Below are 12,605 nucleotides of genomic sequence, written 5' to 3' on the forward strand. Positions count from 1 at the left end.
CGGACCGTTTATAACGGGAAATCCCCACTAATTCTCGCTCCCTGATCGTTGATTACTGTCAGCCTGATAGTATTTTTACCGGCAGGTGCGGCACGATTAAACCAGAAGGTGCGGCTGCTTAAAGGTGGCACCATATCGGCTGTCGCCTGCAGTGCAACACCTGTGGCATTCAGTTGAATGCGGCCGAGGTTCAGATAAAACGGTAGCGTATTGGTGATGACCACACCGCTGCGTTGTCCATCCCGTGCCGGCGCAACCTTGATGGTGGGGAAAATATTTGAGGGTGGATTGCCCAACCGCGATGGTCGATAAAATAATTTCACCCGATTTCGCAAAACCACCAGCATTTTATTCTGGCCTTCGGCTGCTGCGCCAGCAATGTTGGAAGGAGGAATTTGTTGGAAGTTAAACCAGAACACGGATTCGCGATCCTGCGGCAACTGACGGGAATTGGTGTGAGAAATCCGCACTACCTGACCGGCCTTAGCCTGGATGCGAAATGACGCGGGCGAGGCAACAAAAGGGATATTTCGTTTGCTTTCCGGGCCATCATTGATATTGCCTTCGTCAAACCAGCTTTGAATCACAAAGGGAAAATTACTCTGATTGGCCAGATTGACGTCGACAGATCGTGCATCGCTGCGATAAATAATCCGGGTGCCGGTCATCGTAACGTTGGCCCAGGCGGAAACACTCGCCATGCTGACAAACGCAAAAAATGCGCTATAAAATAACAAAAACAACGAATTACGATAAGTCATACGCATTCCCTGTTGAGCAGAAGCAAGCATATATATTGGCGTATGACAATTATAAGTGAAGGATTAAGAAACATCCGGAAATTTAAACAAACTGGTCAGCTTTCTGGCAGGTCGTACGGTAAAAAAGGGTCTGAAACAGACCCTCTGGATTTACAGATAGGATATCGCGTACTGCATGGTCGCCATCACGCTGCCGGGTGTTGCAACTCCGGTTGAAAAGTACTGCGCGGTGTAGGTTGAGCTTGCGCTGGTCTGGTTAGCGCCCAGCACCAGGTCGCGATTTCCGGTAAAGCCGTTGGTAAAGTTGATGTTGCCACCGGTTGAATCGACAATTTGCAGCTCTACATTTCCCGCCGTTCCGGTATTGCCCAGATTGCCCGCGCTGGTGACCTGATTACCGACAAACACGGTAGAAAAGCTCATCCCCTCCGCACTACCGGTACAGCCACTGACACCCACTTCAAAAGTGGTTGCTCCGGCACTTTTACCGGAAGTATCCAGCTGCGCGGTGCTCACCGTTGGCAACAAAACCACGGGCGAGGTGTCAACGCCATTAATTGAAATGCCACAGGTTTGAGCGGCGACTTCACCCTGAAACGAGATGGTATTACTGGAAGCAAATGCTAATCCAGGCAGTACAGCTAACGAAGCCAGTGCTCCACATGCTACAGAATACTTTTTCAGCATCATTTCTTTACCCTTCTGTCATTAATCAGAATATCTACCGCAATATGCGATAATCATGTAACGAGTAAATACATTGATGATTTAATAGCTGTAAAACATGTCACTTCACTGTGAGTTTTTCAGGCAACTTAACTGCTGATTATTATGCCTTAGCATTACTCGTTGGAAATAATAATACGAATATTCCTATATAGAAGTTTAATGATTATGTATAAATCACACCGGATAATGTAAAGATCAAAATATCAACAATTAATCACAAGTAAATAAACAACAACACTACAAAGCACGCATAATTATTAACATAATACATCCGGATAATAAAAATGAATTTTAGTTTACTGATGATAACCCTTCCTGGATCACGCCATTAATTTTAATCATCAATCAGAAACATCCAGCATAAAAGATAATAATCACATCCCCGTTATAAATAGCAAATTTCAAAAGAGATTATTAAAACCATAATGCACCTTAAGATAGATAGAGCGTTATTTCTACTCACGCATCAGTAAGCGTTATAACTTGAATGATAGCGAGCCGCTATTGATTCTCTTATTAATCTTGACTCCAGACACTTTCACATTACATTGCAGAAATTATGCATGTACGCTATAAAAAATATCTTATGAATAAAGCATCTCATTTTGCGGTTTAAGCTGGAGTAGTGGTTAAACCTTTGAGCTGCGACATACCAGATCTCGGAGAAATCCATTTTCTGAAATAACGGTTGCTGACTGTTACAGCTCAGTGTAACTTTTCAAGATAATGCTATACCAGCAGTCATCCCCCGCTGCTTTAGCTGGAAATGTACAAACAGCAACATTTGAATTGATAATCATTTATGCAATGTTGTACTGTAATGTTCTTGAGAATATAAGCCATATTACAAGAGTTAAACAAGGATAAACCTCAATGAGTTGCTCATCAGGATTGCTGAGCTTATTAAATCTCTGTAGAGCAGTCTGCCAACTTGAAAACATGTGACGTATTTTATCAAATTTCAATAATTTAACTCATTCAGGCAAATTCAGCACTCCAAAAAAATGGACTTTAAACTGTTGACTTTAGGGAATAAAAGCTGATGAATAAATATACACTCTCAATTATTTTGTCTGTTCTGTTACAGTCCTATGCCTATGGCTTCATGACCCGAAATATGGGGACGTCTGCCATCTTATTTTTTGTCATGATGGCTTTTATCGCGTGTAGTGTCGTCTACTTTATATTGATGCGGATAAGAAAGTTAACAGTTAAAAAAGAACACATCCCTTGCCTGATCGGATTAAATATCAGTACTGCGCTGGCTTTTGTGGCGTTTTACGTCTCAATATCCCTAATTCCCGCTTCCATCTCTGCGTTAGTTGAAGCTGCCGCAGGTCCGATCTGGATAGTGATGCTTTCTTTACTGATTTATAAAAAATCCGTGAGCTGGTCAGCGATTATGACTTCACTGCTTATTCTGATCTGCGGCGTTGTTGCACTCAGGCTGCAAAATGGCAGCGTGATAGATTTCAATACTGTTTCAGGTGTTTTACTGGCCATCGCTGCTGCTCTGGGTGCTGCACTGGTGGCATGGAATAGTGAAAAAGCAGAATCTGCCGGGATTAAGCCTGTTGTTGTGTTAGCGTGGCGATTTCATCTGACATGGCTGATTTCGCTTATCCTGTTGATGACGTTCCCGTCAGAAAAAATTGCGTTTAGCGATGCAATACGTTACTTAGGGTTGGTGCTGATTGGTGTCGTTCTGCCGATGTATTTTATGCAGTTGGGTATGCAGCGATCTTCCCCACTGGTAACAATGATGTGCCTGAGTATGTTACCGCTTATTACTTATATGTTTGAGATGCTGTTTGGTGGCGAGTTTACGCTGCAACTTTTATCAGTGCTGATTATTGGCACTGGCGCGTCATTCCTGCAGATCTGGCTGAACAGTCGCGCTACAGCCTGAATTAAACGCAGTATTGACAAGAAATTACTGCCGGATCACTTTCGGATAAACCGGTCATATTTATATCACACCGATGACCGCCCTATTGCCCCCCTTCGCCATTTAACTGCCCGGCTGGTCGGCAATGGCCAGCAAATTGCGGTCGTAAATATGCTTCTTCATCATTTCCAGTAATGCCACTCCCCGATGCTTGTCGATCCGATCGTAATATCTGCCAGCGAAAAACAGCTGCTGTAGTTCGGCTGAGCCAGCAACGAATTACTGAATCCCTGCGGCCAGTTCAACCTTTCAATTTTATGCTTTTTGACGACGTCAGGGTCAATAAAAGCCCGACTATCGCCAGCGATGCGGTTAACAGCGTAATCGCATGCCAGCCACCGTGCTGCCATAACCATCCCCCTGCGGAACCCGTTAAGCTGGAACCCATATAGTAAAACAGCAAATATAGTGAGGAGGCATGACCTCGCGTTGCGCCCGCCAATGGACCAATTGAGCTGCTGGCAACGGCATGGCTGATAAAGAAACCGGAAGTCACCAGGATGATACCGGCCACAATCGCGCCAAGCATATTGGGTAAGGTCAGTAATACGCCGATAAACATCAAGCCAAAACCGACCAGCAGTAAAGGCCGCTTACCGAAGCGATCCGCAAGGTTTCCGGCCAGCGATGAAGCAACAATACCAAAGGCAAAGGCCAGGAAGATCATGCTGACCTGTGTCTGGTTAAAATTAAATGGCGCAGCGGAAAGACGGAACGCAGCATAGTTAAACAGCGTGACGAAAATACTGGTAAGGATAAATCCAATGCCATAAATTTTCAGCAAACCCGGTTTTTTAAGGTTTTGCCCCCAGGTTTGCAGATGATATCTGAGATTGATTCCGGGTTTTCGGCTGAAATTACGCGATTGAGGCAGCAGCAGGATAAATCCCAGCGCTGATAGCAAGCAGAGCACACCCAGAATCTCCATGGCGACCTGCCACGACCAGAATTCTGTCATCATCCCCATTCCCACGCGGCCCATCATGGCGCCAAAGGCGGTGCCGCCCACGTACAACCCCATGGTTTTACCAAGGTGAGCGGGATGAATCTCTTCTGCCAGCCACGCCATCGCAACTGCCGGTACGCCGCCGAGAATAACACCTTCTGCCGCTCGGGCAATCAGCAACTGATGCCATTCAGGTACCCACGCGGCAACCAGATTCAGCAACGACGCCAGCGCCATTGAAGTAAACATTACGCCACGCCGTCCCCACGCCTGCGAAAAGGCGCCGGATAACAAAATAGATATTGCCAGTAATCCGGTAGTCAGCGATAAGGCCAGAGAACTTTGTGTCGGAGAGATATGAAAACTTTTGGCGAAGGACGGAAGTAACGGCTGCACACAATAGATCAACGAAAAACTGGCGAATCCAAGCAGAAACAGTGCCAAACCCGCGCGACGATATTCCGCTGTACCACGCACAATCCCTTGATCGCCCTCTGCAACGTTCTGCGCTAACGGCTCTGCAGCAGAAAACGGTCTGACTTCGCCATTAACCTCACTGCAGGCGTCCTTGGTGGGATTCGACAACATTACTGGCTCCTGATCGCGGAATGAGTCGAAATTGTAGATTTTAGTTAACCACTAATCCAATATATGGAAAAGGCATCTGAGATATATTAAACATATGGACATTCGTCATATACGCTACTTTCTGCAGATCAGAGAAGAGAGCAATTTCACCCGCGCCGCCGAGAAACTAGGCATTGGTCAACCGCCTCTGAGCATGCAAATTCGCGATCTGGAAAGAGAGATTGGGGCCCAACTGTTTCAGCGCACCTCCTCTGGTGCAGTGCTGACCGAGGCCGGCAAGGCATTTTATGAGGCGGTTAAACATATTCCGGATTTGATGACGCAGGCAAAAATTGCTGCTGCGCGCGCAGGCTGTGGCGAAACTGGCTCGCTGACCCTGGGATTTACCGGAACCGTGGCGCTACATAAGCTGACACGCGAATCGATACGCGGTTTCCGGACGCAGTGGCCTGAGGTAGAGCTGAATGTTAATGAAGCAAATTCTCTCGCCCTGATGGAACAATTAGCCGCCAGGCAAATCGATGTTGCTTTATTGCGCGCGCCGCAGCGTGTTGCGGATAATATCCAGCTGTTTTCATTATTCGACGAACCACTGATTGCTGCTCTGCCGGTTGAGCATCCGCAAGCCAGCCAAAGCGACCGGCTGGATTTAAAAACCTTGCAGCAGGATCGTTTTGTGTTAACGCCAGATACCCTCGGTACCAGCCTGCGTGAAGCCACGCTCAGAGCCTGCGAAAAAGCCGGGTTTACCCCCGCATCAGAGCAGCCAGCACCGCATATCGTTTCAATACTGGCGATGGTGTCAGCTGGGCTGGGGGTCTCTCTGGTTCCTGAATCTACTCGCCAGTTTCATCTGGAAGGAGTGAAATATCGTCGACTCTGCCATCCCGCGGCAGCGATAACGCTCTCAATCGCGCTGAATAAGCAGAATATTTCCCCGGCGGCCGAGAATTTTTATCAGCTGGTCAACTCAATTGTGAACCACAATTAAAAAACGGCAATCCCACGCAATAAGCTTAATTGTTGGCCAGCTTATTTTCATCATCGGCGTAATTAAAGGAAATCTGCGCGCCCTTCTCTTTCGGTAGCCTTCTGGCCTCGAGAAAAACGGATTTCCAGTAAGGGTTATTCAGCGAAGAGCGCATCACGCCTTTACTGGCCGATGCGTGAAGGAAATGTTTGTCGGTATCATAAAAGCCAACGTGCATCTGGCGATGAATACGGAAAAAAACCAAATCACCAGGTTGCAGATGCGCGGGTTCAATTCTTTTACCCATCAGGATCAGCTGACTGGTGGTCGCTCTCTCCATCGGAAGGTTAAACCGGTCTTTAAGCGTGCGCCAGACAAATCCGGAACAATCGACGCCGGTCAGTTCGGTTCCCCCCCAATGATAAGGCGTGCCTTGCCATGAGTGCATTTGGTCGTGAAGTGCAGCAATAACCGGAATAAGATCGGTATTTTTGCTGCGACTAAGGGTGTCAGATGAGGGGCGATTGTGGGTTTGCTGTGTGCCAGCAGGCTTATGAGAAGAACAACCGGCTAACGTCAGAAATGACAATACGATTAAACGGTTAAAGATTTTTAGATTTGTCATTCCCTGCGCCAGTTTGTCGGGTTTAGCTGTCTGGGAACGCATCTTAAATACTGGAGTCATCGAACTCCAGCACTAAGATATTTGATAAAATGACTGAAATTTACAGATAATGACATTAATTTATCAGCGCTGTTATGCGCTCCACCGATAACGGAAAAGCGCCGTCGCTCTGTCGTCACCTGATCACGGCGCTATCGCCGTTTCATGCAGATAGCGCCAGGCGGGCTGCCCGTTATCAATATCAATGATTGCCAGTGACCAGCGCGCCAGGACACTCTCCTGATGATAATGCGTTTCACGATAGCGGCACACCACACTTTCCGCGGTGACGGCCAGCGTTTCACAAGCATCAATGTCAATACGCAACCCCGGGCGTGCAGCCGTGTTACGTCTGAACAGCGCCTCAACGTCGTTCAGTCCAATAAGCTGACCATTGATGGTCACCATGCTGAACGACGCGCTAAAGCTACTGAGCAGTTTCTCCAACATGGACGGTGAACCGTCGCGGCCGGTAAAAACCGCTTCAATCCACTGATGCAGTTCAATCACGCTGCGGTGAGCAATTAACTCTCTTTCTGATGGCATTACGACTCCAGTTCTTAACTACAATGCCTGAACCTGTGCAGAGGCAGTCAGGCCAGCTTAATGGACAACTTCGCCGTCATTGAGGATAAAAATCACTTTTCCTTCCCAGAACTCGGCGATAAATATCTCTTCTTGCTGAATCGCTCTTTTATTTATTTCATCACTGAGCCACTCTTCATCTTTATCCACCGAATGTAGCGCATAACTCCTTACCTTTCCCTGTTTCATAATAATCACTGAAGGCATCACTTCCTCGTCACAGATCACCGTCAGCTGACCGTTGGGCTCAATCTGGGCATAGGCCACGCTTTGAAATGAGTGAACGCCCTGAGAATGAAGCTGTGAGGTGATATTCAGAATATCGATTTTGTTCTGTTTCTGAAGGATATTCTCCATCATAAACCGACCCTTTTTGATAATCGGTATCGGTTCTCCAATGGCAACGATTCGAAAGAAGCTGATGTGCTTGGTCACTGAATTAAGCAGCGAGATTAAGCTAACGCCGATAAGCAATACAATAAGGTACTGATAAAGTGGGATAGTATCACTGTATATCACTCCACCTATCACCCCACCCAGCACAAAGTTACCAATAAAGTCTACCGGGGTCATTTGGGACAACTGAGTTTTACCTGACAGATTAAGATGAAGAATGACAATAAAAAAACCAATAATAAATTTTACTAAAACTATTCCATAGTATTCCACTGTGTCTCTCTCTTGCTGATCTATCCGGGTAACAGCACTGCTGGTAGCTGAGGAATCGCGGGATAATTCGCGAAAAATGAGCTTCCCGCGCGAATAGATATGATAAGACATTCGGTCCATCTCTGCATTGCTTTACCCGATGAGTCGTAATTTGTGGTTAAAAATTAAGCAACGGAGCGCTTATTTCCTCGCGCCAGCTTACCGCTGCTGCTGATTAAATAATTGCATCAGGCCACGTATTCTGCGGCATTGGCCACCAATTATATCAGTCTCGAAAAAGTCAACCGGCTAAAGTTTTTTATATTGACCGTTCAATATAACCATCATAGCTGTTAGTCTGAAAGGGTGAATAATTTCAGGCGTAAACGAAACGGCGTGCCAGGATTATTGTCTGTTAACCACTGTGATAAACACCCAGTACACGGATGATTTGAAGGGTTATATCCATTTCCAGATTTTGTATGCCGTGTCAGTCTTATTCACTGAGATATTTGTAATAGCTTAACCAGAGGTAATTGATGAACAATCCACCTGCCGAAGAAAAAGACAAAATCAACCCTGTGGTGTTTTACACCTCAGCCGGGCTGATTTTAGCGTTTTCTTTAATGACTATTTTTTACAGCGATCTGTCAGCCAGATGGATTCTGAAGGCGGTTAACTGGGTATCAGCGACATTTGGCTGGTATTACATGTTAGCAGCGACTGTCTATATTGTTTTCGTGCTATTTGTCGCCTGCTCGCGCTTTGGCTCGATAAAGCTCGGCCCGGAGCAGTCAAAACCGGAATTCAGCGTGCTCAGCTGGGCCGCGATGCTGTTCGCCGCGGGTATCGGTATCGACCTGATGTTCTTCTCGGTCGCAGAACCTGTCACCCAGTATATGCAACCGCCTGAAGGCGCAGGAGAGACGTTTGAAGCTGCGCGTCAGGCAATGGTATGGACACTGTTCCACTACGGTCTGACCGGCTGGTCGATGTATGCTCTGATGGGCATTGCGCTCGGCTATTTCAGCTACCGTTACAACCTGCCCCTGACCATCCGTTCAGCGCTCTACCCTATCTTTGGTAAGCGCATTAATGGCCCGATTGGCCATACGGTGGATATCGCGGCGGTAGTCGGCACCATTTTTGGTATTGCCACAACGCTTGGCATCGGTGTAGTGCAGCTAAACTACGGTCTGAAAGTGCTGTTCGATGTGCCCGAAGGATTAGGCGCACAGACTGCGCTAATAGTCCTGTCGGTGGTGATCGCGACCATTTCCGTCACCTCCGGTGTTGATAAGGGTATTCGTATCCTTTCAGAACTCAATGTCGCACTGGCATTGGGGCTAATCCTGTTCGTACTGTTCGCCGGTAATACGGAGTTCCTGCTTAACGCGCTGGTGCTTAACGTTGGCGACTATATTAATCGCTTTATGGGTATGACGTTGAATACCTTTGCTTTTGATCGCCCCACTGCGTGGATGAACAGCTGGACCCTGTTTTTCTGGGCCTGGTGGGTGGCATGGTCACCGTTTGTTGGCCTGTTCCTGGCGCGTATCTCACGCGGCCGTACCATCCGCGAATTTGTGCTTGGCACCCTGATCATACCCTTTACCTTTACCCTGCTGTGGCTCTCGGTATTTGGTAATGCCGCACTGTATGAGATCATCCACGGTAATGCCGGTTTCGCACAGGAAGTGATGTCGCATGCTGAACGCGGTTTTTACAGCCTGCTGGCGCAATATCCGGCGTTTAAACTCAGTGCCTCAGTCGCTACCATCACCGGTATGCTGTTCTATGTGACCTCTGCCGACTCCGGCTCGCTGGTGCTGGGTAATTTCACCTCGAAGCTTAAAGATATCAACAGCGATGCGCCTAACTGGTTGCGTATCTTCTGGTCGATCACCATTGGTGTGCTGACGCTGGGGATGTTGTCAACCAACGGCATTACTGCACTGCAGAACGCCACGGTAATTATGGGGCTTCCGTTTAGCTTTGTGATCTTCTTTGTGATGGCAGGACTGTATAAATCATTGAAAGTAGAAGACTACCGACGCGTCAGTGCGAATCGCGATACTGCGCCTTATCTGGTCAGCGGACAGGATCGACTGAGCTGGAAAAAACGTCTTTCTCGCTTAATGAATTATCCGGGCACGCGCTACACCCAACAGATGATGGAAACCGTGATGTTACCTGCCATGCAGGATGTGGCTAAAGAACTCGAGCTGCGCGGCGGAAAAGTGACGCTGGAGAAAATGCCACCGGCTGATGATGAAAATCTGGGCCACCTGGAATTACGCGTGAATCTGGGTGAAGAGCAGGATTTTGTTTATCAGGTCTGGCCGCAGCAGTATTCAGTACCGGGCTTTACCTACCGCGCACGCAGCGGTAAATCCACCTACTACCGTCTGGAGACTTTCCTGCTTGAGGGCAGTCAGGGCAATGATTTGATGGATTACAGTAAAGATCAGGTGATTATTGATATTCTTGATCAGTATGAACGCCACCTGAACTTCATCCACCTGCATCGTGAAGCACCGGGAAACAATATCACCTTCCCGAATGTGTAAATAAGCCTACCGCAGGCCAGATTATTATCTGGCCTGCGTTGTTCAGGTGACTAACAGTGTATATTTCTTCAGGAAGGGGGAATTACGGGGAACAGTCGATGCAACGTACTAGAACATCGGATCGTCAGGTGTACGGCTCACAACAAGCTCCAGCGCTTCACGATAGATATCTTGCGTAACCGGGTCTGACGTGGTTTCCAGTTTTTCAATCAGCTTCAGGATAACCGCTTTATTGGTCACGTGATTTCCAGAAGCGACAATTTCCTTTATAGCTGCACCAATAAACTCAGCTTCGGCTGAATGCTCTCCACCGACGTTATCAATGTAATCAGAAAGCTGACTTTCAGTAGACGACTGCTGCATGGGTAATTCCTCAGACTCTAAATAGTTCATCCGGCCGGGCTGCAAAACGTATATGCCATTAAATCGCTATCCGGCTGTTGTGCAGCATCTTTCAGGTGAGATAGCATGACTACCCCTCCCGCGACACAAATTAGTTGTTTCGATCTTGGGTTAACTCTCTGACTATCAGAGGGTTTACCCCGGATAAAAGCATAGAATGAGATTTCCGTTTCTGCTCAGTGTTTTTTTGTACCGTCAGCGGGTCCGTCGCTGGTAAACAAATGCACGACGTTGTCTCTGTCACGTATTTCATGCGTCATACGGTTTTGAGTGTCGGGCTGGCTGGCTCTCACTTCGTGAATTGCGCGTTGGCAGGCACGACGTTTCACCGCATCAACTTCTGCTTTCGCCATTAATTGCAGTTGATGTATCAAAGCAGCGTTGCTGATCACACCATCGGCACGGATGAGCGTAAGTACAGCTTCGCCCATCATAATATCGGTTAATTTTTCTTCATCACTTCTGTTCATAACAGCTTCTCTGAATCTGAATCAGTTACGCGCCCCTGGGTGGTCAGAGACAGTTACTTGAGCGGGATTCGCTTAAGCGATTCCAGGTCGGGTCCGGCGGAGAAAAGACTCCAGGCGAACACAGACCTGTCAGAATATTTGGGCTGAATAATCGGGGTGGGCACAACAGTAATTCTGAAAACATAACAGCGTATTACTCAGTCTCCACGGCCAAACAGCATACCAATAAGTTCCTGATAATGTCTTTCCTGCTCCTGGGTACTGCACAGCTCCAGACGGGTAAGTAACTTTGCACAAATTGCCTTGCGATTGATATTTTTACCGGCACGCAGAATCTCAACAACGATCAGACCCAGCGTCTCTTGCTGAGACGGTAAACTGGCCTCATTAAAATATTGGGCAATGTTCTGGTCTGGTTTAGGGTTAAATCCATTCTGCCGCATGTGTCTGCCCTCAAAGGAGTAAAGTTCAATAAGCACCCAAGTCTGCCTGGGAGACTAAGTTATACAGATTTGTAAAACATGTACAGGAATTCTGATTAACTACCGAAATGATTTTTATGCATAAAGTGCTAACTCAACGATAACATGGAGTTAACTCATCCTGTATTGGATAATCCCGCGGAACAATCGGCGATGAACAGGAAAAAAATTATACAAATTTGCTTTCTGCCTGCACCAGGTGCAGTTATTTAATCTGCTGCTGGTCGCGTTATCCTGCGACCGCAATACAAAGATTACCGGGGGAAATAGTCCATATGAATATCTGGTGATATACTGTATGCATACCCATAAGCCGGAGGGAAAGTGCAAGGCAGTAATCTCAACCATCGCCAGCTAGCCCTGGAAGTCATTGGCAGAGCAGTATTTCAGCTAATAAAATCCGGTCAGGCCATCGAGCCGCGTAATATCATCCTGATTCTGCAGCTGCAAGGTGCGCAGGCCTCGAGTGAACAACAAAAACGAGTCTACCTGTTAGCCAGGCGTGTCGTAATCGAAGATCTGCGCTAAACGGCAACCGGATAATTCATTTCCCCTGAGAAACCACCAGCTCAAGGGCTTTACGGTAGATATCCGCCTGGACCACATCTTTTTCACGCTCCAGCTTATCAATCAGGTGTAAAATCACATCACTGGTTCTGACGTTGATTTTTAAGCTGAACAGCTCCTGATAAATTGAATCAATAACCGCATATTCGCTTTGGTAAAGATCATCAGTGTTTTTAAAATAATCAGTGATTTGTGTCTCTGTGCTATATTCTTTCGCGGCAATTTTTGCATGCATATTCAAACTCTCAAAAGTTAAGTTGCTCAGCCAGCAAAGC

Annotated in this window: 14 protein-coding genes; 4 read left to right on the forward strand and 10 right to left on the reverse strand. The window is 47.0% G+C overall.

The window, feature by feature from the left end; all coding sequences use genetic code 11:
• Positions 1–8: 8 nt before the first annotated feature.
• On the reverse strand, positions 9–761 hold the full coding sequence (locus ACP3TC_RS12015) for a fimbria/pilus periplasmic chaperone (protein WP_426816523.1): 753 nt from the start codon (positions 759–761) through the stop codon (positions 9–11).
• Positions 762–911: 150 nt separating this feature from the next.
• Positions 912–1,451 (reverse strand): fimbrial protein, encoded by a 540-nt coding sequence (locus ACP3TC_RS12020; protein WP_390902506.1) that lies wholly within the window; start codon positions 1,449–1,451, stop codon positions 912–914.
• A gap of 1,081 nt (positions 1,452–2,532) precedes the next feature.
• Between ACP3TC_RS12020 and ACP3TC_RS12025 the strand changes: the two genes are divergently transcribed.
• Positions 2,533–3,399, forward strand: a complete 867-nt coding sequence (locus ACP3TC_RS12025) for an EamA family transporter (protein WP_426816524.1) — start codon at positions 2,533–2,535, stop codon at positions 3,397–3,399.
• Positions 3,400–3,679: 280 nt separating this feature from the next.
• On the opposite strand, the gene ACP3TC_RS12030 is transcribed toward ACP3TC_RS12025, so the two are convergent.
• Positions 3,680–4,972, reverse strand: coding sequence for an MFS transporter (locus tag ACP3TC_RS12030; RefSeq protein ID WP_426816525.1), 1,293 nt, complete (start codon positions 4,970–4,972; stop codon positions 3,680–3,682).
• A gap of 94 nt (positions 4,973–5,066) precedes the next feature.
• On the opposite strand from ACP3TC_RS12030, the gene ACP3TC_RS12035 reads away from it, so the two are divergent.
• A complete protein-coding gene (locus ACP3TC_RS12035; RefSeq protein ID WP_426816526.1) occupies positions 5,067–5,963 on the forward strand; it encodes a LysR family transcriptional regulator in 897 nt (298 codons plus the stop codon).
• 25 nt (positions 5,964–5,988) lie between these two features.
• Here the strand turns inward: ACP3TC_RS12035 and ACP3TC_RS12040 are convergent, their stop codons facing one another.
• From ACP3TC_RS12040 to ACP3TC_RS12050, 3 genes are all read right to left on the reverse strand, one after another.
• Positions 5,989–6,567, reverse strand: a complete 579-nt coding sequence (locus ACP3TC_RS12040) for a C40 family peptidase (RefSeq protein ID WP_426816527.1) — start codon at positions 6,565–6,567, stop codon at positions 5,989–5,991.
• 183 nt (positions 6,568–6,750) lie between these two features.
• Positions 6,751–7,152: a hypothetical protein gene (locus tag ACP3TC_RS12045; RefSeq protein WP_426816528.1), complete on the reverse strand. Its 402-nt coding sequence runs from the start codon at positions 7,150–7,152 to the stop codon at positions 6,751–6,753.
• Positions 7,153–7,209: 57 nt separating this feature from the next.
• The gene (locus ACP3TC_RS12050) at positions 7,210–7,860 is read right to left on the reverse strand and encodes a DUF421 domain-containing protein (RefSeq protein WP_313857688.1); all 651 of its coding nucleotides are present in this window, start codon (positions 7,858–7,860) and stop codon (positions 7,210–7,212) included.
• 518 nt (positions 7,861–8,378) lie between these two features.
• Here ACP3TC_RS12050 and ACP3TC_RS12055 point away from each other — a divergent pair.
• On the forward strand, positions 8,379–10,409 hold the full coding sequence (locus tag ACP3TC_RS12055; protein ID WP_313857163.1) for a choline transporter: 2,031 nt from the start codon (positions 8,379–8,381) through the stop codon (positions 10,407–10,409).
• 108 nt (positions 10,410–10,517) lie between these two features.
• Here the strand turns inward: ACP3TC_RS12055 and ACP3TC_RS12060 are convergent, their stop codons facing one another.
• The 3 genes from ACP3TC_RS12060 to ycgZ all read right to left on the reverse strand — a co-directional run bounded on the left by ACP3TC_RS12060 (position 10,518) and on the right by ycgZ (position 11,724).
• Positions 10,518–10,772, reverse strand: a complete 255-nt coding sequence (locus ACP3TC_RS12060; RefSeq protein ID WP_313857162.1) for a biofilm/acid-resistance regulator YmgB/AriR — start codon at positions 10,770–10,772, stop codon at positions 10,518–10,520.
• A gap of 215 nt (positions 10,773–10,987) precedes the next feature.
• Positions 10,988–11,281, reverse strand: coding sequence for a hypothetical protein (locus ACP3TC_RS12065; RefSeq protein WP_313857160.1), 294 nt, complete (start codon positions 11,279–11,281; stop codon positions 10,988–10,990).
• A gap of 197 nt (positions 11,282–11,478) precedes the next feature.
• On the reverse strand, positions 11,479–11,724 hold the full coding sequence (ycgZ, locus tag ACP3TC_RS12070) for a regulatory protein YcgZ (protein WP_313857159.1): 246 nt from the start codon (positions 11,722–11,724) through the stop codon (positions 11,479–11,481).
• Positions 11,725–12,087: 363 nt separating this feature from the next.
• Between ycgZ and ACP3TC_RS12075 the strand changes: the two genes are divergently transcribed.
• A complete protein-coding gene (locus tag ACP3TC_RS12075; RefSeq protein ID WP_313857157.1) occupies positions 12,088–12,291 on the forward strand; it encodes a hypothetical protein in 204 nt (67 codons plus the stop codon).
• A 16-nt stretch (positions 12,292–12,307) separates the two neighbouring features.
• On the opposite strand, the gene ACP3TC_RS12080 is transcribed toward ACP3TC_RS12075, so the two are convergent.
• Positions 12,308–12,565, reverse strand: a complete 258-nt coding sequence (locus tag ACP3TC_RS12080; RefSeq protein ID WP_313857156.1) for a biofilm development regulator YmgB/AriR family protein — start codon at positions 12,563–12,565, stop codon at positions 12,308–12,310.
• Positions 12,566–12,605: the final 40 nt, after the last annotated feature.

The organism is Winslowiella sp. 2C04, from assembly GCF_050037805.1.
Classification (GTDB): domain Bacteria; phylum Pseudomonadota; class Gammaproteobacteria; order Enterobacterales; family Enterobacteriaceae; genus Erwinia; species Erwinia toletana_A.